Raw genomic sequence first — 19129 nt, 5'->3', positions numbered from 1 at the left:
TAGCTTATTTGAGTCTAGAGTGATCAATGGCATCAGCCACTGACAATAGGCGCCACTTTAGTATCCTTCGGTCAATAGCCGTAGCATGCGGCTCACCATGTAAGAAAACGCCATGAGTGAACGAACGACTTCTGCAAGCTGGGCGATGGGGATTGTCAAAGCGCTGGAGATGGACGGCCTGGATTGCCGGGTTCTGTTCAAGCAACTGGGGCTCGACTACACGGCACTGGATGATCCGGATGCACGCTTCCCACAAGATTCCATGACACGGCTGTGGCAGCGTGCGGTCGAGCTGTCCGGTAATCCGGCCATCGGCCTGAACATGGGCAAGGTGGTGCGACCTGCGCAGTTTCATGTGACCGGCTACGCCTTGATGTCCAGCCAGACCCTGGCCGAAGGTTTCCAGCGGCTGGTGCGCTATCAGCGGATCATCGCCGAAAGTGCCGACCTGAGTTTCAAACTGCTGGAAGAAGGCTACGCGCTGATTCTGACGGTGCATGGCGATCATCTGCCGCCGACCCGGCAAAGCGCCGAAGCATCACTGGCCTGTGCCTTGGCGCTGTGCGGCTGGTTGACCGGGCGTACGTTGCAACCACGCAGAGTGTTGTTCCAAGGCACCGAGCCGGCCAACCTGGAACCCTATCAGCAAGCCTTTCATGCACCGCTGTTGTTCAACGCACCTTATGACGCGCTGATTTTCGAGCGTTCAGACCTGGAAGCGCCCTTGCCGACGGCTAACGAGGCGATGGCGTTGCTGCATGACCGCTTTGCCGGCGAGTACCTGGCGCGCTTTTCCGAAAGCCGCGTGACCCACAAGGCGCGGCAGGTGCTGTGCCGCCTGTTGCCCCAAGGCGAGCCCAAGCGCGATGCCGTGGCGCAGACGCTGCATCTGTCCCAGCGCACCTTGCAGCGGCGCTTGCAGGAAGAGGGCACAAGTTTTCAGGCGCTGCTGGACGATACCCGGCGCGAGCTGGCGGAGCAGTACCTGGCGCAACCGAGCATGACATTGCTGGAAATTGCCTACCTGCTGGGGTTTGCCGATCCGAGCAACTTCTTCCGTGCTTTCCGCCGCTGGTTCGACGCCACACCCGGTGAGTACCGGATGCGGCTGATGCAAGCACCCGAAGCGGTCAATGACGCCAAAATGCCGGAATACACAGCACAAACACCGTAATGATCTCCAGTCGGCCCAGCAGCATGCCGAACGACAGAATCCACTTGGCGGCATCCGGCAGGGTGGCGAAGTTACCCGCCGGGCCAATGGTCTCGCCCAGTCCCGGACCCACGCCGGACACTGTACTGGCCGCGCCGGTCAGGGCGGTCATCCAGTCCACACCGAGCAGCGACAGCAGCAGCGCAATCACGCAGATGGTGATCGCAAAAAAGAACGAAAAGGTCAGGATCGAACGCACGATTTCTTCGTCGAGACGGTGACCGTTGTACTTCTGCTTGATCACCGCGCGCGGGTGTATCAGCTGGTTAAGGTTGGCCTTGAGCAGGATATAGGCCACCTGGAAGCGGAAAATCTTGATGCCGCCCGCGGTCGAGCCGGAACAACCGCCGACAAACCCCAAATAGAAGAACAGCATCAGCGAGAAATTGCCCCACAGGCTGTAGTCCCCCAGTGCAAAACCGGTGGTGGTCACTACCGACGTCACGTTCAGCGCCACATGCCGCAACGCCTCCAGCCAATGCAGCTGAGTTGTCCACCAATACCAGGTACCGAGTACCAGCCAGGTCACCAGCAGCATGCCGAGCAGGCCTTGAACCTGTTCATCCTTGATCAGCGCCCGACGGTTACCACGCATCGTGGCGACATACAGGGTGAACGGCAGGGCACCGAGAATCATGATGACGATCGCGACCCAATGCACCGCCGGTTGCGGCCACTTGGCCAAAGACTGGTCGGAGGTAGAGAAGCCACCGGTGGAAATCGCCGACATCGCGTGGTTGATCGCGTCGAACAGGCTCATCCCGGCCCACCAGAACGCCAGGCTGCCGACAATGGTAATGCCGACGTAGGCCGCTACGATCAGGCGCGCCACCATGTGCGAGCGGGGCATGACTTTTTCCGAGCGGTCCGACGACTCTGTCTGGAACAGCCGCATGCCTCCGATGCGCAACAGCGGCAGAATCGCCACCGCCATACCGATGAAGCCAATGCCACCCAGCCAGTGCAGAAGGGAGCGCCACATCAGGATGCCGGGGGACATGGTGTCCAGGCCGCTGAGTACGGTTGCGCCAGTGGCGGTGATGCCGGACATGCTTTCGAAGAACGAGTCGGTGTAGCTGATGTGTTGGGTCAGCAGGAACGGCAGTGCGGCGAAGATGCACACCACCAGCCAACTGCTGACGGTCAGCAGGTACATGTCCCGGGGGCGCAGATGAATGTGTTCGGGGCGCCCGGGAATCACCAGCGCCAAACCGGCGACAAAGGTGATCATGCTGGCCCAGAGGAACGACGGCAGGTCGCTGGTGCGGTCGAAAATGACCAGCGTGGCCATGGGTATGACCATGGAGATCGCCAGTGTGATCAGGAAGATGCCGATGATGAAACCAATGATCCGTAAGGTCGGCAACGCCATGAGGTCCGCTCGGCTGATGGTGGAAAGGGCGCCATTCTACCCGCGAGGCAGGGCATGTAAACCGGCATTGCTGTGGCAGTTGCAGCTAGAATAGCCGCACAAATTTTTCAGGAGGTAGCCGATGCAGGCTCTCGACGCTTTGCTCAACCGTGTTTCCGTTCCACGACTGATTGATCCTGCACCCACTGCCGAGCAGCGCGAGGTGCTCTTCGGCGCCGCCATGCGCGCCCCGGACCACGGTCACTTGCAGCCGTGGCGCTTCCTGACGGTGGAAGGCGCGGCGCGCGAGCAAATGGGCGAGTTGCTGGCCGAAGCGGCGAAGCTTTCGGACAGCGAAGTCAGCGAAGCGGCCATCGACAAGGCGCGCAGTAATCCGCTGCGGGCGCCGTTGGTGGTGGTGGTGATTGCGCGGTTGCAGGAGCACGCCAAGTATCCGAAGTCCGAGCAGTTGCTGGCGGCTGGCTGTGCGGCCCACGGGATTTTGCTGGCGGCGTATGCGCAGGGCATTGGTGCGGTGTGGCGTACCGGTGACCTGGCTTACTCGCCGCATGTGGCCAAGGGGTTGGGCTTGGCGGAAGGGGAAGAGGTGATTGCTTTCCTGTACCTGGGCACACCGCAGAAAGAACCGCGAGTGGCCGAGAAGGTCGACCTGGCCGAGTTCGTCAGCGCCTGGCCGGGCAAGGCCTGAACAGCACACATCAAGGGTGGGAGCGGGCTTGCTCGCGAAAGCGGTGGATCAGTCAATTTTGATGTCGACTGACACTCCCTCTTCGCGAGCAAGCCCGCTCCCACAGGTTTCAGGGTTGTACGACAGCTCCCGGCACCAAGGGTAATTCCAGGCTGGCGATGAACCCGCCTTCAGGGTGATTGGCCAGCACCAGGCAGCCGCCATGTCGCTCCGCCGCTCGCCGGGCGATGGCCAGGCCCAGGCCGTGTCCTGCCGCTGTCTGCCCCGGCGCCCGATAGAACGGCTCACCGAGCTGGCTCAGATATTCGGCACTGACCCCAGGCCCATGATCGCGCACGGTCACGACGATCCGCTCACCCTGACGCAGCGCCTGCAATTCGATCGGCAGGCCATCCACCGGATTGAAGCGCTGGGCATTGCGCAGCAAGTTATCGACGGCCCGTTCGATCATGGTTGGCCAGCCCTTCAGATTCAGTTGCGATTCGGCTTCGAGGTGCACGAGCTGCTCGGGTGAACCGAGTTGCGCATCTTTTTGCAGGGTGTTGAGCAAAGCGTTCAGATCCACCTCTTCCGCACTGGCGTTATCGGAGTCGACCCGCGCCAGTACCAGGATTTCACTGATTAGCGCTTCCAGTCGGTCGCATTCACGGGTCAGGCGCGGCCAGAGCTGCTCCCGTTCCTGCGGAGTGGCCCGTTCCGCCAGTGCCAGCGCGATACGCAGGCGGGCGAGGGGCGAACGCAGTTCGTGGGACACATCCCGCAGCAGTTGCCGCTGACTGCCAATCAGGCTCTGCAGGCGCGCGCCCATGCGATTGAAATCGTTGGCGAGGACGCCGAACTCATCGCGACGATTGGCCAGTTTGACCAGGCTGTTCTGTTGATAAGCGGTTTGTCCCAGGTCATGCACCGCTCCGCGCAGACGGCTGAGCGGGCGCGTGATGGAAAAGGTCACCAGCAGGCTGAACAGGGTCAGCACCACCAGGGCGATCCCCAGCGCACTGAGCGGCCAGAGCAGGCTCTCGCGGTGCCAGGCGTCCAGTTCCGGGTGCGGGATGCGGTAGATGAACAGGTAGGTGTCGCCGGTTTTTTCGCTGGTGAATTCATCGGTCAGACGCCGCCATGGCAAGCGTCGGTCCTCATTGTTCTGACGCGCCTCAAAGGCCGCCGCACGTCTGGGGAAGGTGCCGCGCACCACCGGATCGCCGCTTTCGTTAAGCACCTGAACGTCGATGTGATACTGGCGTTTGCGTTGCTGGAGAATGTCCTGAGCGGCGTCTTCGCCCTGACTTTCGTAGGTTTGCGTCCACTGTTCGGCCAGCGTGTTGAGGCCCGGGTGGCGGCTGAGAATCCATGCGTCCTGGTTGAGCATGTGCCCGAGCAGGATGGAAAGCCCTGCAACCAGAGCAATGGCCAGCCAGAAGCTGGCCAGGATACGCCAGAACAATGAACGCACGGAAAATCCTCAGGTCAGCACCAATCCATGTGGGAGCGGGCTTGCTCGCGAAGGCGGTGTGTCAGTCAACAAATGCTTTAACTGGCAAACCGCTTTCGCGAGCAAGCCCGCTCCCACATTGGGTCAAAAACATCAGACCCAACGGTGTTCGGCCATTGGGTCCGGGGTTAACGCATTATTGCGTTTTTTGCGCTTGTTGCGCTTTCCAGGCTTTGAACTCGGCCCATTCAGCGCGACGTTCGGCCTGTTTTTTCTGGATCTCGTCGAATTTCTTCTGTTGATCCGGTTTTAGCACCGCACGCACATCGGCTTCGGCTTTCTGGTGCTTGGCGGCCATTTCGTCTTTCATGGCTTTCTGGTCGGCTGGCGAGAGTTTCTCCAGGTACTTCTCGACCAGTTGCTTACGCTCGTGCATCTGCTCGCCCATGATCTTGCGGATCTGCTCGCGCTGTTCGCGGCTCAGGTCCAGTTCACTGTACGGGCCTTTGCCGTGCATGCCGTGCATCTGACCGCCGTGGCGCGAACCGTCCATCGGCCCATCCATCGGGCCTGTGCCTTCAGGCATGGCCATGGCAACGGTCGGCAGGGCAGCAGCGAACATCAGAGCGATAAGAGTCTTGCGCATGGTGTATCTCCTTGTCTCGTTCCCGGTACGTTCCGGATGAGTACAGATTACGCAGATCAAGGTCAGCGGCGGTCAGCGGAGGGTAAAGCTTGGGTAAAGACGATATCCCGCCGACCTGACAAAACGCCATGCGGGGCATCGGTCTGTGGCGAGGGAGCTTGCTCCCGCTGGGCTGCGAAGCGGCCCCAAAAGCGGGACTGCTGCGCAGTCAACGGGAGCAAGCTCCCTCGCCACAGGTCGCACTTAGCCAGCTCTTTCTCGGTTTACAGGCTGTAGTAATAGCCGCGGCTGCGCAGGGCCACGATGCGCGGTCGGCCATCGGGGTGTGGGCCGATCTTCTTGCGCAGGTTGCTGACGTGCATGTCCAGACTGCGGTCGTACAGGGTCAGCTTGCGGCCGAGGGCGATCTGCGCCAGTTCCTGTTTGTCCAGGGGTTCGCCGGGTTGCTTGAGCAAGGCTTCCAGCAGGCGGCTTTCGGAGACAGTGAGGGTGAATTCCTGTTCGTCGATGCTGACCACCCCGCGCACCGGGCTGAAACACAGGTCGCCCAGTTCCATCTGGCTGGACACCGCCGCCGGGTGGCTACGGCGCAGGACAGCGCGCAGGCGGGCGGTCAACTCTCGCGGATCGCAGGGCTTGGCCAGGTAATCGTCGGCGCCAAGTTCCAGGCCGAGGATACGGTCCAGTGGCTCGCCCCGGGCCGAGAGCATCAGCACCGGCAAATCCGGATGATCGCTGCGCAACTGTTTGAGCAGTTCCAGGCCGCTGCCGTCGGGCAACATTACATCCAGCACCACGGCCGCCGGAGCGGTTTCGGCCAGCGCACGGCGTGCGCTCTGGCCATCGTGACAGGCACGTACCTGAAACCCTTCCTGGCTCAGCCAACTGCTCAGGAGCTCACACAGCTCCTGGTCATCATCAATAAGTAACAGCTCGCTCATGACTCACTCAATTTAGCCATTGTCGACGTTTTCGACTTGCTCCACTGGCGAAGATACCGCAGAGCAGAGCCAATAGCGCTACCCCGGCGCCAATGACAAACCATTGTTGCTGGTCGGTCAGCAGGCGTGGCAGCGGACTGCTGGCCTGGGCTTCCTTGAGTTGCAGCTTCAAACGCTGGTTCTCCTGGCGCAACCGAGCCAGCAGCGGGCTTTCGCGTTCGCTATCGGCAGTTTGCAATTGTTTGTTCAGTTCTTCCCGTTGCCGTTCGCTATCTTTCAAGCGTTGCTGCAACTCGGTGATCTGGCTGCCGGCGCTCAGGGACAGGGGCGTCGAACCACCACCATTGGCGCTCTCTTCACCGTGGGCGGGCGCCACGATCAACAACGTGACCAACATCAGACACAACGGACTCTTGCGCATCACGACTCCTGATTCCAATACGAGTATTGGGCAGGTTGTCGGCCGGCAAACGAGAATAATGAGCGATTGAGAACGCGATGAACCGACAAGGTTCATCGCGTGGGGGCAATTGCGAGAAGAAAGTTACGGCAGGACTTGCTTGAACGGCTTGACCAGAACGTTGGCGTAGACGCCTGCGGCGATGTACGGATCAGCGTCGGCCCAGGCCTGGGCGGCGCTCAGGGAATCGAATTCGGCGACGATCAGGCTGCCGGTGAAACCCGCCGCGCCCGGATCATTGCTGTCGACCGCCGGGTGTGGGCCGGCCAGGACGATGCGGCCTTCGCCCTTGAGTACTTGCAGGCGCTCAAGATGCGCAGGTCGTGCGGCCAGGCGGGCTTCCAGGGAGTTGGCGACGTCTGTGGCAATGATTGCGTAAAGCATGTCAGTCCTCGGTTTTTGGCGTAGTGGTGTCGGCGTCGTGCAAATGGCGGGACAGGTAGATGCCCTGGCCGACCAGGAACAGCAAAGTCATGCCCAGGCTGCCGAAGACCTTGAAGTCGACCCAGTAGCTCTGGAAGGTGAACGCGACAAACAGGTTGGCGGCACCGCAAAACAGGAAAAAGGCGATCCAGGCGATGTTCAGGCGCGTCCAGACTGCGTCAGGCAGCGTCAATGCATGGCCCATGATGCGTTTGATCAGCAGGCTGTCACCGACGAAGTGGCTGCCAATGAACGCCAGGGCGAACAGCCAGTTGACCACTGGGGCTTTCCACTTGAGGAATGTCTCGCTGTGGAACGCCAGGGTCAGGCTGCCGAAGACCAGGCAGGCGATCAGGGTCAGCCACTGGCTCTTCTCCAGCTTGCGCTGCTTGATGAACAGTGTGCCGTAGACCACCAGGGAACTGACGATCAGCATCGCGGTGGCGCTGTAAATACCGCCTACAGTGACCTCATGGCCGGCGATGTCGACGACCCGTGGATCGGTTTTGAAGACGATGAAAAACAGCAGGAGCGGGATGAAATCGATGAATTGTTTCACAGTGGCAGCCAGAAGCAGGATGTGGCGGCATAATAACAAACATATGGGCGCGCGATAGCGCCAGCTGATTTGAGGTTACAAAGCCCTGTGAATGTTGATTTGCACTGCCATAGCACGGCCTCCGATGGCGCCCTGGCGCCTGCGGTTCTGGTGGCGCGGGCGTTCGAGAAAGGCGTGCGAGTCCTGGCCTTGACCGATCACGATACCCTTGAAGGCCTCGACGAGGCCCGGCACGCGGCCGCCGCGCTGGGGATGCAACTGGTCAACGGCGTCGAATTGTCCTGCACCTGGGGCGGCGCGACCATTCATGTATTGGGCTACGGTTTTGACGTGAATGCCGCGCCGCTGGTCGAGGCCATCGCCAAATTACGTGATGGCCGTTGGCTGCGCTCCGAGGAAATCAGCCGCAAACTGGCGTTGAAAGGCATGCCGGGGGCGCTTGAAGGCGCCCGCAAGATCCAGCAGGAACTGGGCGACAGCGGCAACGCGCCGGCCCGCCCGCATTTCGCCGACTGGATGGTGCGTGAAGGTTTCGTCAAGGATCGCGCCGAGGCGTTCCGCAAATGGCTGGGTGCCGGCAAGCTGGGTGACGTCAAGCAACACTGGCCGACCCTGGAAGAAACCGTCGAGACCCTGCGCGCGGCTCAAGCCTGGGTCAGCCTGGCACATCCCTGGCACTACGAATTCACGCGCAGCAAGCGACGTCGCCTGATTGCCGACTATATTCAAGCAGGGGGCCACGCCATCGAAGTGGTCAATGGTTATCAGCCTGCCGAGCAAGTGGGCAGCCTGGCCATTCTGGCCCGCGAGTTCGGTCTGCTGGTCAGCGCCGGCAGTGATTTTCATGGCCCCGGAGGCTGGTCGGAGATCGGTGAATACCGGCCACTCCCGGAGGATTTGCCACCGCTATGGTGTCGATTCAAACATGACCCAGTTATTGCCGCCGTCTGAACAGGTAGAGAATGTGAGTCAATTTTTCCAGATTCATCCGGAAAACCCGCAACCGCGCCTGATCAAACAGGCGGTCGAGATCATCCGCAAGGGCGGGGTGGTGATTTATCCCACAGACTCTTCCTACGCCATTGGTTGCCAGATCGGCGACAAGGTGGCTGTGGAGCGCGTGCGACGTTTGCGCGGGCTGGATGAAAAGCACAACTTCGCGCTGATTTGCTGTGATCTGTCGCAACTGGGGCTGTTCGCCAAGATCGACACTGGCACTTTCCGCTTGCTCAAGGCCCACTTGCCGGGGCCGTACACCTTCATTCTCAACGCCACCCGCGAAGTACCGCGACTGTTGCTGCACCCGAAAAAACGCACCATCGGCCTGCGGGTGCCAAGCCATCCGATTGCCCTGGCACTGCTGGAGCAGCTCGGCGAGCCGTTGATGAGCGTGAGTCTGATCATGCCCGGTGAAACCGACCCGATGTATGACCCCTATGAAATGCGCCAGTTGCTCGAGCACCAGGTCGATCTGATCATCGACGGCGGTTTCGGCGGGATCAAGGCGTCGACCGTGATCAACCTCGCCGACGGTGAGCCGGAAGTCATCCGCGTCGGTTGCGGCGACCCTGCGCCGTTCATGGTCGAGGCCTAGATGTCCGCAGTAGAACCCGTCGACAGTCAGGCCGGAGCCCAGCAGGAACTACCCTTCGCCATGGTCTATGGCCAGGCGGTCATGGAAATGCCGCTGGACCTGTACATCCCGCCGGATGCCCTCGAGGTCTTTCTCGAGGCGTTCGAAGGTCCTCTCGACCTGCTGCTGTACCTGATCCGCAAGCAGAACATCAACATCCTCGATATCCCGGTGGCGGAAATCACCCGCCAGTACATGGGCTACGTCGAGTTGATGCAGTCAGTGCGCCTGGAGCTGGCCGCCGAGTACCTGGTGATGGCCGCGATGCTGGCCGAGATCAAGTCGCGGATGCTGCTGCCACGGGCTGAAACCGTCGAAGACGAAGAGGAAGATCCGCGCGCCGAACTGATCCGCCGTTTGCAGGAATATGAGCGTTTCAAGGCTGCCGCCGAAGGCATCGATGGCCTGAGCCGCGTCGGTCGCGATGTGGTGGTGCCCAAGCTCGATGCCCCGGAGGCCCGGGCGCGCAAGTTGTTGCCGGACGTGCGTTTGTCCGAGCTGCTGCTGTCCATGGCCGAGGTGCTGCGCCGTGGCGACATGTTCGAAAGCCACCAGGTCAGCCGCGAGGCGCTGTCGACCCGGGAGCGCATGAGCGATGTACTGGAGCGGCTCAAGGGTGGCGGCTTCGTGCCGTTTGTCGAGTTGTTTACAGCAGAAGAAGGGCGTCTGGGCGTGGTGGTGACCTTTATGGCGATCCTTGAACTGGTCAAGGAATCCCTGGTCGAGCTGGTGCAGAATGAGCCATTTGCCGCGATCCACGTGCGAGCCCGAGCCGAATAACGAGTTGAATCATGAACCTGACTGACCCCCGTGATCTGGCACCCTTGCTTGAAGCCTTTCTGTTGGCCTCGGGAAAGCCGCAATCTTTGGAAAGCCTGTTCGAACTCTTCGAAGAAGGCGAGCGGCCGGAGCCGCCGGTCTTCAAGAAGGCCCTGGCGATTCTGGCGAAGTCCTGCGATGGCCGTGCGTTTGAACTGAAGGAAGTGGCCTCGGGGTATCGCCTGCAAATTCGCGAGAAATATTCTCCGTGGGTCGGGCGTTTGTGGGAAGAGCGTCCGCAGCGTTACTCCCGCGCCATGCTCGAAACCATGGCCCTGATTGCCTATCGCCAACCGATCACCCGTGGCGAAATCGAAGACGTGCGGGGCGTGGCGGTCAACAGCAACATCGTCAAGACCTTGATGGAGCGCGAGTGGATCCGTATCGTCGGCCACCGCGACGTACCCGGGAAACCGGCGATGTTCGCGACCACCAAGGCGTTCCTCGATCACTTCAACCTGAAAAACCTCGACGACTTGCCACCGCTGGCGGAACTGCGCGAGTTGGAACCGGACCCGGTGCTCGATTTCGACGACGCGCCCGTACCCGCCGGGTTGCAAGAGTTGGCCGACGCCAGCGCGGAACCGGCAGAACCGAAGGAAGAAACCAGTTTCCACACGCTGTTGCTGGAGCTGGACAGCATGGAGGAGGGGCTCAAGACTGACTTCGACGACTTGCTGCGTGATGGGGCATCGCCTGAATTCGATTCGGAACAGTCGGTCATTGAGCCAGAAGTCGAAGCGGCACAACCCGAGGCTGAGCCGGAAATTGAACCGGAGCAGGCCGACGACATCCTCGGCGTTGCCGAAGCCCGCGAAAAACTGCTGGCTGCCGTTGCCGCCCTCGAACAGCCGAAACCCGAGCCGGAACTGTCGGACGAAGAGGCCGAAGCCCTGGCCCTGGCGCAAGCTATCGAAGCAGAACGCCGCCAGTTCGAAGACTGATACGATTCTTATGAACAAAGGAGATTCACTGTGGGAGCGGGCTTGCTCGCGAAGAGGGCGTGTCAGGCGACATCTTTGTTGGCTGACCTGACGCCTTCGCGAGCAAGCCCGCTCCCACAGGGGCATTGTGTTCAAGGCAAAGCCTCGCACCACCGGTCGGCGGAAAAACCAATAACCTTGCCTTGATCAGCTAGTCTCTGATGCGCAATCGCCCGCATGCGCGTATGATTCGCGACCCTTCGGCGATCCCTTCGCCAAAGTACCCAGATTTCAGACCACACCGGGAGGTGCCCAGATGAGTATCAAAGACCAGCAAGACGACCAGCCAATCGGCCCAGCAGGCGAAAAACTGCAGAAAGTCCTCGCCCGTATCGGCGTCGGCTCGCGCCGTGACGTGGAAGCCTGGATCAGCCACGGCCGCATCAAGGTCAACGGCAAAGACGCCACCCTTGGCCAGCGTGTCGACATGCACGACGCCATCACCATCGATGGCAAGGTGATCAAGCGTGAAGAGGCCGCCGAGTCGGTGCGCCGCGTGATCATGTACAACAAGCCCGACGGTGAAATCTGCACCCGTGTCGATCCGGAAGGCCGCCCGACCGTGTTCGACAAGATGCCGCGTCCGAAAGAAGGTCGCTGGATCAACATTGGTCGCCTGGACATCAACACCACCGGTCTGCTGATGTTCACCACCGACGGTGAGCTGGCCAACCGCCTGATGCACCCTTCCTACGAAATGGACCGCGAATACGCGGTACGTGTGCGTGGCGAAGTTGACGACGAGATGATCGAGCGTCTGAAAGCCGGCGTCGTCCTCGAAGACGGCCCGGCCAAGTTCACCGATATCAAGCAGGCGCCGGGTGGTGAAGGTTTCAACCACTGGTACCACTGCGTGGTAATGGAAGGTCGTAACCGTGAAGTTCGTCGCCTGTGGGAATCCCAGGGCCTGGTGGTCAGCCGTCTGAAGCGCGTGCGTTTCGGTCCGGTGTTCCTCAACTCCGACCTGCCGATGGGCCGCTGGCGCGAAATGAGCCAGTACGAAGTCGACATTCTCAGTGCTGAAGTCGGCCTGACGCCGGTCGCGATGCCGCAAATGAATGCCAAGAGCAAAGACAAGCTCGATCGGATGCAGCGCAAGTCGTCGCGTCCGATGGCCAAGACCGAGCGCGTGCGTACCCTGCGTCCAGCCGCCGGGGCTCCTGCCGCTCCTGTTGCTCCACGTGCAAGCCGCGAGCCGCAGATCGAAGGCGAGCGTCCAGGTCGCAAGCCTGCTGCGCGTCAGGACGGTGAGCGCGGTCCACGCACGCCACGTCCGGCCAACGGCCGTACCGAGCGTGGCGAAGGCCGTGGTACGCCGGTAGCTGATCGCCCGGCCGACACCAAGCGTCCGGCCAAGCCGGCGCCGAAGCGTCCGGGGATCAAACTGGTCGACGGTGACACGCCATCGGGCAAGCGCCGTGGCGCACCGGCCGGTTCCGGCCAGCGTCCGGGCTTTGGTCGTCGCAAGCCGGAGTGAGGCAGCGATAAGCTGCAAGCGACAAGTTAAAAACGCCAGCCTTCGGGTTGGCGTTTTTTTTGGTCTGGTTTTAGTCCGGTAGTGTTTTTGAGGGCGCCTTCGCGAGCAAGCCCGCTCCCACAGGGGGCGGAGTTGTTTGGTCGAAATGCGATCCATTGTGGGAGCGGGCTTGCTCGCGAAGGCGTCAGCGGCAACACCACACTCTCCCGGTTGGAAACCCGATGTTACGCCTTGTAAAGAAAACCTGACGAAATCCACGGGTTAACCCCGTGAAATCGCCATTTCTCGAGTGTCGTAAGAAAATTCTTACGCGCTATTGCCTTGTGTCCTTCTTCCCGCGCTCTGGCCCGCTTGTTTCACCGCTCCATGCAGGGTGTTATGCGCGCCATGCCTGTCGTGCATGTGCATAACAAAAAGGAGGCGCAATGAACGCCGCAATCCGATTCCATCGCTCTGTGAGAGGCGGTTTTCCTGCCTTTCCCGTCAATGATCCGCAAGGATCTGACCCATTTTTTGCAGCCGCCCGAGCCCCTCGGGGCGGACACAGGCAATCCCGGCCATAGACACGCTTGTCCAGCGGGTCTGGCAGCAGGGGGTTACGGGTGTACAATGCGCCGCGTTTTACCTGTGACCTCCTGCGCATCTGCGCAAACCTCAAGGCTATCCGCCTTGTTCACTCCGTCGCGTCACGAGCGTGTCGGGTTCGATTTCGTCACAGATAAAAACAAACAGGTGACGCATGACCGTTGTAAATACGCTGAACTCCTGGTGCTTGCGCTGGGGTTTGATCGGCGCTGCTTAACGTCATTTCCAAGCAGCTACGTCGACTGAACATCATCAAACCTTGCGTGAGACCCTTTTCATGAGTGGACAAAACTCGCATTCAGGCGAGCTGAAACGCGGCCTGAAAAATCGTCATATTCAACTGATTGCCCTCGGTGGCGCGATCGGTACCGGTTTGTTTCTCGGCTCGGCCGGGGTACTGAAATCCGCCGGTCCGTCGATGATCCTTGGCTACGCCATCTGCGGCTTCATCGCTTTCATGATCATGCGCCAACTGGGCGAAATGATCGTCGAAGATCCGGTGGCCGGCTCCTTCAGCCACTTCGCGCACAAGTACTGGGGCGGCTTCGCCGGTTTCCTGTCGGGCTGGAACTGCTGGATCCTGTACATTCTGGTGGGCATGTCGGAACTGACTGCGGTCGGCAAATACATCCACTACTGGGCTCCGGATATCCCGACCTGGGCCTCCGCGGCGGCTTTTTTTGTACTGATCAACGCTATTAACCTGGCCAACGTCAAAGTCTTTGGCGAGGCCGAGTTCTGGTTTGCGATCATCAAGGTCGTGGCGATCGTCGGCATGATTGCCCTGGGCAGCTACCTGCTGGTCAGCGGTAATGGCGGCCCGCAAGCGGCGGTCAGTAACCTGTGGTCCCACGGCGGCTTCTTCCCGAACGGTGTCAGTGGTCTGGTGATGGCCATGGCGTTCATCATGTTTTCCTTCGGTGGTCTGGAAATGCTCGGTTTCACCGCTGCCGAAGCAGACAAGCCGAAAACCGTGATCCCGAAAGCCATCAACCAGGTGATCTACCGGATCCTGATTTTCTACATCGGCGCCCTGGTCATCCTGCTGTCGTTGACCCCGTGGGACAGCTTGCTGACCACCCTGAACGCTTCCGGTGATTCCTACAGCGGCAGCCCGTTCGTGCAAGTGTTCTCGATGCTGGGCAGTAACACCGCCGCGCACATCCTCAACTTCGTGGTCCTGACCGCGGCGTTGTCGGTGTACAACAGCGGCACCTACTGCAACAGCCGTATGCTACTGGGCATGGCCGAGCAGGGTGACGCGCCGAAAGGTCTGGCGAAGATCGACAAGCGCGGCGTGCCGGTGCGTTCGATCCTGGCTTCGGCTGCCGTGACGCTGATCGCGGTACTGCTGAACTACCTGATCCCGAAAAACGCGCTGGAACTGCTGATGTCGCTGGTTGTTGCTACCCTGGTGATCAACTGGGCGATGATCAGCTACTCGCACTTCAAGTTCCGCCAGCACATGAACAAAACCAAACAGACACCGCTGTTCAAGGCCCTGTGGTACCCGTACGGCAACTACATCTGTCTGGTGTTCGTGGTGTTCATCCTTGGTGTGATGCTGTTGATTCCGGGGATCCAGACGTCGGTGTACGCGATTCCGGTATGGCTCGTGTTCATGTGGGTCTGCTACGGCATCAAGAACAAGCGCAGTGCGCAATATGCGTTGCAGGTTGCCGGCTCTTCGGTGAAGTAAACGCAGAGCGCAGAAACAACAAACCCGGCCATGTGCCGGGTTTTTTGTGCTTGATTGGCTGGCTTTTCGATTGTACTGATGTCTTGTTCCTACATAGGCGGTCGCTATTCACTACAGCAGTTTCGGAAATTTTTAAAGGCGGAGGCCAATCCTCGTTGAATCAGAAACAGCCTACACGCGGGTTAGTGTTTTTTTGCCATAGTTTGACGCTCCGAACACAACAAGGAGTAGCGCTTATGGCGAGTCATAGCTACATGAGTATTACCGGCAAACGACAAGGTCTGATTTCCGCTGGTTGTTCTGGCTATAGTTCTATCGGTAACAAATGCCAGGCCGGTCATCAGGACGAAATCATGGTGCTGGCTTATTCGCACGATATGGTGACAGGCAATGACGGCAGCATTGCAGGTGGTCGCGGTAAACACATGCCCATTGTGATTACCAAGAGCATTGATAAATCATCACCATTGTTGGCAATCGCACTGCATGAGTGTGAGGAGGTGGAGTGCATTCTTAACCTCTACCGTACTGCCTCGACTGGTGGGCTTGAGCGATATTATTCAATACACCTTACAGGTGCACGTATTGCGCATATCAGCCAGCAAGTCCCTCACGCTATTCGTATGAACGATGCAGAGCCGCAGGAATCTGTGTCCATTCGTTATCGAGATATCGCGTGGGCACACATACCGGGAGCTACAAGTGCCTATTGCTCCTGGGGGAATGAGGGTGGATGAGGATTCTTGCGATATTCATGATGTGACGAAAGCGGCTTCTGATCTGGTTGCAGTTGGATGCAGCATTGGCATGACGCATTTTACGGATGGCATTACGCGACTTCGCTTTGGTTCGATAATTTCATCTTATGCAGATGAGGTTATCCAGGCGGTTGATGAAGGGCTTATCAATGCGTGGCAGGGGGTGCAAGAGTTAAGAGCTGAATACGAGGAATTGTCGTCGAAGGCTCAGTTTTATCTTCAGAACGGCATTGGGGTTGTGGCGGGTGTAATGCAGATCAGGACAGGTGTTTCGGTCATCGGAAGCTCAGGAGGGCTAGGTGCGGTTCCGGGGGGGCTTATGGTCAGCCATGGTGCGAATAATATTTATGAAGGTTTGAGTAACATCTATCATGGGCCGGGAACTCCAGTGACGGTCGGGCCTGTACGGCGTATCTACAGAACTTTATTTGATGACCATGCGGGGGACATGGCCTATTACTCTATGGACTTGTTTGTTTCGGGTTACGGAATATCCAGGCAAGTTCTCAAGCCTGGGGCGATGGAGCTTTTTCGGCGCGATCCAATAAACTATGAGGCAGCTTACCGACAAACGGGGAAGTTGGCGTTGGCTTTCGAAGCGCTGGTTGATTTTTTGACAATTAAAATAATGCTTCCGGAAGAAAATTATTTCTATGAATGAGCGGTGCTGTGAGGGTGGGTATTTAAGTTTTTCCGCGCATTCTTGGGATGTAAAAAACCAATCCAAAAAAAACAATAATTGCGTATGTTGCCAGGTAAGCGATGTCTAGATATTTTTCATCTATGCGGATTATTTTTCTTATGCCATATACGATTAGTCCGGATGGCAATCCGGAGCAGCCTAAAACCAGTAAGGTTACCGCTAGGTGGTATCGGATATTTTCAAAATTCATGTGCTAGCCTAATTCGTTGATTCTAACCCTTAGGTTAGTGTCGCAATTCGATACAAGGCAACTTCCATTTTGTAAATCCGAAAACGCTGTAAGAAAAGTCTGGGGGGATTTCAAAAACTCGCCTGTATCAGTTGACCACCTGCAATTCAGGACGTCATTCGCGGTATCCTGCACGCTCAAGAACCCGGACGCTTTTCCATGCTGGTCATTTCCAACAACGTGCATCTGCCGGATGCCGAGATCGAGTTGACGGCCATTCGCGCTCAGGGCGCCGGTGGGCAGAACGTCAACAAGGTCTCCAGTGCCGTGCATCTGCGTTTCGACATTCCGGCGTCGTCCTTGCCCGAGTTCTACAAGGAACGGCTGCTGGCGCTGCGCGACAGTCGCATCACCAGCGACGGTGTGTTGATCATCAAGGCCCAGCAGTACCGCACGCAGGAGCAGAACCGCGCCGATGCGCTGTTGCGGCTGACCGAGTTGATCCAGAGTGCCACCAAGGTCGAGAAGAAGCGCCGTCCGACCAAGCCGACCCTCGGCTCGAAGACCCGGCGCCTCGAATCCAAGAGCAAGCGTGGCAACATCAAGGCCGGGCGCGGCAAGGTCGATTTCTAACGGGCGTCCCGCGCTTCGCGTTGCTTCGGTGCCTGCCGGTACAAATAAAGGCTCAGTATCAATCCGCTCAACGCGGCGAAGGCGGCGAACAGGAAGATCGACGCAAAACCGAACCCGGCCGCAATCGCCCCGGCCAGCGGGCCGGTGATCCCCAGCGACAAGTCGATGAACAGCGAATAGGCGCCGACTGCCGCGCCACGGCTGGAGGCCGGGACCAGATTGACCGCCTCCACGCCCAGTGCCGGAAACACCAGCGAAAAGCCGAAGCCGCTCAGCGCCGCCCCCGCCAATGCCCAATGCGCATCCGGTGCCAGCCACAGCAACAGCAAGCCCAGGGTTTCCACTGACAGGCAGGCAATCGCTACACGAAAGCCGCCGAGGCGGTTGATCAGGTTGCCGAACAGCAAGCGCGCGCCGATGAAGCAGGCACCGAACAGGCTCAGGCACAGCACCGCGTTGTCCCAGTGTCGCGTGGCGTAATACAGCGTGATGAAAGTGGCGATGGTGCCGAAGCCGATGGAGCCCAGGGCCAGGCCACAGCCATGGGGGAAAACTCGTCCGAGCACGTGCATGAACGGCAGGCGCTCACCGGCAACGATTGGCGCGGCGGTTTTTGGCCAGGCCAACAGCAAGCCGAGGATCGCCAGCAGCACAATGCTCACCCCCATGCTCCACAAGCCCAGTTGATGGACGAGCAACACGCCCAGGGGCGCGCCGACGGCCAGCGCACCGTAGCTGGCGATACCGTTCCACGAGATGACTTTGGCGGTATTCGCCGCGCCGACCCGGCCGATGCCCCAGCCAATCGAGCCCGAGCCCACCAGGCTTTCCGCGCTGCCGAGTACCAGTCGGCCGATCAACAGGCTGATCAGGCTCACGGCCGGCAGGCTCTGGGTCCCGGCGGAGATCAGCATGAACACCCCGCTCAAGCCGCAACCGGCCAGGCCATACATGACCGCCAGCTTGCTGCCTTTGTTGTCGATGATTTTTCCGGCATACGGCCGGCTGAGCAGGGTGGCCAGGTATTGCACGCTGATCACCAGGCCCGCGATCACCGCGCCGAAGCCCAGGTCGCTATGGACGTAACCGGGCAATACGGCAAGGGGGATGCCGATGTTCAGGTAGCCAATGAAGGTGAAAAGGACGATGGAAACAACTTGCAGCGTGACCGCCAGGGGGCGCTGGTTTTCAGGCATGGGTAAAGGTCCACGGCAAAGCAGGATAGATAGGCTGCTTATGATAGCGGTGTGGACGGTCGCGGGTCGTGAAAAAGTAAAACTATTTGCCGGTCGGTGTCATTCAGGTTTGACGGGAGCGACCAGCTGCGTGGTGACCAGGGCGGCCAGTGCATTTTCCTGGGTGCCGAAGCGGGCGAGCAATGCGGCTTGTTTCTCGGGGGAGAGGCGATTCCAGATCTCGATCATTTTCTCGGCGGTGCCGATCAGGACGCTGGCCTGCTTTTCATCAAAGGTTTCGCTGAGTTCATCGGTCATGGTGCAGGCTCGCGTTTCAGGCAGTGTGGAAAGCGCATGTTAGCGCTTTCCACACGGTCTGTACGGCGGGTGTTTCAGTCTTCGCTGTCAGCCTGGCGGCTGCCAGTGGCTTCTTTCGGCTCGGGCTGTTGGGCACCGGCTTGCTGCGTGGTCGTCTGCTCAGGTACGTGCAGGCTTGGGAAGGGGAGATTAGGAATCTCGTGCATAGTCGCGCTCCTCGCTAAGTCTGTTGATAGATCTGGTAGATCCGCGCTTTAAAAAAAGCCTGGGCAGGATACAGCACTGAAAATGACAAACAGACTTTTATATCCATTTGTTTCGACGGAAGTGGTTGTCTAGACAGGTCAGTAACAGCGACGCAGAGCAAATGTTGGAGCGGGCTTGCTCGCGAAGAGGTCTGATCAGTCGACATTTGCATCGCCTGACACACCGCATTCGCGAGC

Annotated in this window: 22 protein-coding genes; 11 read left to right on the top strand and 11 right to left on the bottom strand. The window is 59.3% G+C overall.

The window, feature by feature from the left end:
• Positions 1–112 precede the first annotated feature (112 nt).
• Positions 113–1174: an AraC family transcriptional regulator gene (locus PMI28_RS21580; protein WP_081501391.1), complete on the top strand. Its 1062-nt coding sequence runs from the start codon at positions 113–115 to the stop codon at positions 1172–1174.
• On the opposite strand, the gene PMI28_RS21585 is transcribed toward PMI28_RS21580, so the two are convergent.
• Positions 1131–2585, bottom strand: a complete 1455-nt coding sequence (locus PMI28_RS21585) for a TrkH family potassium uptake protein (protein WP_007984146.1) — start codon at positions 2583–2585, stop codon at positions 1131–1133. The genes PMI28_RS21580 and PMI28_RS21585 overlap by 44 nt on opposite strands.
• Positions 2586–2706: 121 nt before the next feature.
• On the opposite strand from PMI28_RS21585, the gene PMI28_RS21590 reads away from it, so the two are divergent.
• Complete coding sequence (locus PMI28_RS21590; RefSeq protein WP_007984144.1) at positions 2707–3273, top strand: NAD(P)H nitroreductase; 567 nt, start codon at positions 2707–2709, stop codon at positions 3271–3273.
• Positions 3274–3382: 109 nt separating this feature from the next.
• Here PMI28_RS21590 and PMI28_RS21595 read toward each other — a convergent pair whose 3' ends face one another.
• From PMI28_RS21595 to PMI28_RS21620, 6 genes are all read right to left on the bottom strand, one after another.
• Positions 3383–4726 carry a sensor histidine kinase gene (locus tag PMI28_RS21595; protein WP_007984142.1) on the bottom strand — a complete coding sequence of 448 codons (1344 nt, stop codon included), beginning with the start codon at positions 4724–4726 and terminating at the stop codon, positions 3383–3385.
• Between the two features lie 175 nt (positions 4727–4901).
• Complete coding sequence (locus PMI28_RS21600; RefSeq protein ID WP_007984140.1) at positions 4902–5351, bottom strand: Spy/CpxP family protein refolding chaperone; 450 nt, start codon at positions 5349–5351, stop codon at positions 4902–4904.
• Positions 5352–5614: 263 nt separating this feature from the next.
• A complete protein-coding gene (locus PMI28_RS21605) occupies positions 5615–6292 on the bottom strand; it encodes a response regulator transcription factor (RefSeq protein ID WP_007984138.1) in 678 nt (225 codons plus the stop codon).
• 7 nt (positions 6293–6299) lie between these two features.
• Positions 6300–6713 carry a hypothetical protein gene (locus PMI28_RS21610; RefSeq protein ID WP_007984136.1) on the bottom strand — a complete coding sequence of 138 codons (414 nt, stop codon included), beginning with the start codon at positions 6711–6713 and terminating at the stop codon, positions 6300–6302.
• A 123-nt stretch (positions 6714–6836) separates the two neighbouring features.
• Positions 6837–7136 carry a YciI family protein gene (locus PMI28_RS21615; protein WP_007984134.1) on the bottom strand — a complete coding sequence of 100 codons (300 nt, stop codon included), beginning with the start codon at positions 7134–7136 and terminating at the stop codon, positions 6837–6839.
• A 1-nt stretch (position 7137) separates the two neighbouring features.
• Complete coding sequence (locus PMI28_RS21620) at positions 7138–7734, bottom strand: septation protein A (protein ID WP_007984132.1); 597 nt, start codon at positions 7732–7734, stop codon at positions 7138–7140.
• Between the two features lie 87 nt (positions 7735–7821).
• Here PMI28_RS21620 and PMI28_RS21625 point away from each other — a divergent pair, with 87 nt between their 5' ends.
• From PMI28_RS21625 to arfB, 9 genes are all read left to right on the top strand, one after another.
• A complete protein-coding gene (locus PMI28_RS21625; RefSeq protein ID WP_007975299.1) occupies positions 7822–8685 on the top strand; it encodes a PHP domain-containing protein in 864 nt (287 codons plus the stop codon).
• A gap of 13 nt (positions 8686–8698) precedes the next feature.
• Positions 8699–9328, top strand: coding sequence for an L-threonylcarbamoyladenylate synthase (locus PMI28_RS21630; protein ID WP_033063162.1), 630 nt, complete (start codon positions 8699–8701; stop codon positions 9326–9328).
• Positions 9329–9388: 60 nt separating this feature from the next.
• A complete protein-coding gene (locus tag PMI28_RS21635) occupies positions 9389–10147 on the top strand; it encodes a segregation and condensation protein A (protein WP_172435389.1) in 759 nt (252 codons plus the stop codon).
• Between the two features lie 11 nt (positions 10148–10158).
• Positions 10159–11130 carry an SMC-Scp complex subunit ScpB gene (gene scpB, locus PMI28_RS21640; RefSeq protein WP_007984126.1) on the top strand — a complete coding sequence of 324 codons (972 nt, stop codon included), beginning with the start codon at positions 10159–10161 and terminating at the stop codon, positions 11128–11130.
• 295 nt (positions 11131–11425) lie between these two features.
• The gene (gene rluB, locus PMI28_RS21645; protein WP_007984125.1) at positions 11426–12646 is read left to right on the top strand and encodes a 23S rRNA pseudouridine(2605) synthase RluB; all 1221 of its coding nucleotides are present in this window, start codon (positions 11426–11428) and stop codon (positions 12644–12646) included.
• 862 nt (positions 12647–13508) lie between these two features.
• Positions 13509–14930 carry an amino acid permease gene (locus PMI28_RS21650; RefSeq protein ID WP_007984123.1) on the top strand — a complete coding sequence of 474 codons (1422 nt, stop codon included), beginning with the start codon at positions 13509–13511 and terminating at the stop codon, positions 14928–14930.
• 236 nt (positions 14931–15166) lie between these two features.
• Positions 15167–15667 carry an Hcp family type VI secretion system effector gene (locus tag PMI28_RS21655; protein ID WP_007984120.1) on the top strand — a complete coding sequence of 167 codons (501 nt, stop codon included), beginning with the start codon at positions 15167–15169 and terminating at the stop codon, positions 15665–15667.
• Positions 15654–16349, top strand: coding sequence for a DUF4225 domain-containing protein (locus PMI28_RS21660; protein WP_177318955.1), 696 nt, complete (start codon positions 15654–15656; stop codon positions 16347–16349). The genes PMI28_RS21655 and PMI28_RS21660 overlap by 14 nt, the downstream gene beginning before the upstream one ends.
• 430 nt (positions 16350–16779) lie before the next feature.
• Positions 16780–17193, top strand: coding sequence for an alternative ribosome rescue aminoacyl-tRNA hydrolase ArfB (gene arfB, locus PMI28_RS21665; RefSeq protein WP_007984117.1), 414 nt, complete (start codon positions 16780–16782; stop codon positions 17191–17193).
• Here arfB and PMI28_RS21670 read toward each other — a convergent pair.
• The 4 genes from PMI28_RS21670 to PMI28_RS30970 form a co-directional block, all read right to left on the bottom strand.
• On the bottom strand, positions 17190–18389 hold the full coding sequence (locus PMI28_RS21670) for an MFS transporter (protein ID WP_007984115.1): 1200 nt from the start codon (positions 18387–18389) through the stop codon (positions 17190–17192). The two genes, arfB and PMI28_RS21670, sit on opposite strands and share 4 nt — an antisense overlap.
• Positions 18390–18488: 99 nt before the next feature.
• Positions 18489–18686, bottom strand: a complete 198-nt coding sequence (locus PMI28_RS21675; RefSeq protein WP_007984114.1) for a hypothetical protein — start codon at positions 18684–18686, stop codon at positions 18489–18491.
• A gap of 74 nt (positions 18687–18760) precedes the next feature.
• A complete protein-coding gene (locus PMI28_RS31380) occupies positions 18761–18892 on the bottom strand; it encodes a hypothetical protein (protein WP_007984112.1) in 132 nt (43 codons plus the stop codon).
• A 14-nt stretch (positions 18893–18906) separates the two neighbouring features.
• Positions 18907–19129, bottom strand: a 223-nt coding sequence (locus PMI28_RS30970) for a hypothetical protein (protein ID WP_033063160.1), incomplete at its 5' end; no start/stop codon positions are given.

Source organism: Pseudomonas sp. GM48 (assembly GCF_000282335.1).
In the GTDB taxonomy this organism is placed as follows: domain Bacteria; phylum Pseudomonadota; class Gammaproteobacteria; order Pseudomonadales; family Pseudomonadaceae; genus Aquipseudomonas.
Note: the sequence above shows the minus strand (reverse complement) of the source record. Positions and strands in the feature narration are given on the sequence as shown.

Bases quoted from the DNA above. Each gene is read 5' to 3' on its own strand.
- PMI28_RS21580 (WP_081501391.1), top strand. From the start codon at position 113: ATGAGTGAACGAACGACTTCTGCAAGCTGGGCGATGGGGATTGTCAAA.
- PMI28_RS21660 (WP_177318955.1), top strand. From the start codon at position 15,654: ATGAGGGTGGATGAGGATTCTTGCGATATTCATGATGTGACGAAAGCG.
- PMI28_RS21650 (WP_007984123.1), top strand. From the start codon at position 13,509: ATGAGTGGACAAAACTCGCATTCAGGCGAGCTGAAACGCGGCCTGAAA.
- arfB (WP_007984117.1), top strand. From the start codon at position 16,780: ATGCTGGTCATTTCCAACAACGTGCATCTGCCGGATGCCGAGATCGAG.
- PMI28_RS21615 (WP_007984134.1), bottom strand. From the start codon at position 7,136: ATGCTTTACGCAATCATTGCCACAGACGTCGCCAACTCCCTGGAAGCC.
- PMI28_RS21635 (WP_172435389.1), top strand. From the start codon at position 9,389: ATGGTCTATGGCCAGGCGGTCATGGAAATGCCGCTGGACCTGTACATC.
- PMI28_RS21585 (WP_007984146.1), bottom strand. From the start codon at position 2,585: ATGGCGTTGCCGACCTTACGGATCATTGGTTTCATCATCGGCATCTTC.
- PMI28_RS21655 (WP_007984120.1), top strand. From the start codon at position 15,167: ATGGCGAGTCATAGCTACATGAGTATTACCGGCAAACGACAAGGTCTG.
- PMI28_RS31380 (WP_007984112.1), bottom strand. From the start codon at position 18,892: ATGCACGAGATTCCTAATCTCCCCTTCCCAAGCCTGCACGTACCTGAG.
- PMI28_RS21600 (WP_007984140.1), bottom strand. From the start codon at position 5,351: ATGCGCAAGACTCTTATCGCTCTGATGTTCGCTGCTGCCCTGCCGACC.
- rluB (WP_007984125.1), top strand. From the start codon at position 11,426: ATGAGTATCAAAGACCAGCAAGACGACCAGCCAATCGGCCCAGCAGGC.
- PMI28_RS21610 (WP_007984136.1), bottom strand. From the start codon at position 6,713: ATGCGCAAGAGTCCGTTGTGTCTGATGTTGGTCACGTTGTTGATCGTG.
- PMI28_RS21675 (WP_007984114.1), bottom strand. From the start codon at position 18,686: ATGACCGATGAACTCAGCGAAACCTTTGATGAAAAGCAGGCCAGCGTC.
- PMI28_RS21605 (WP_007984138.1), bottom strand. From the start codon at position 6,292: ATGAGCGAGCTGTTACTTATTGATGATGACCAGGAGCTGTGTGAGCTC.
- PMI28_RS21670 (WP_007984115.1), bottom strand. From the start codon at position 18,389: ATGCCTGAAAACCAGCGCCCCCTGGCGGTCACGCTGCAAGTTGTTTCC.
- PMI28_RS21590 (WP_007984144.1), top strand. From the start codon at position 2,707: ATGCAGGCTCTCGACGCTTTGCTCAACCGTGTTTCCGTTCCACGACTG.
- scpB (WP_007984126.1), top strand. From the start codon at position 10,159: ATGAACCTGACTGACCCCCGTGATCTGGCACCCTTGCTTGAAGCCTTT.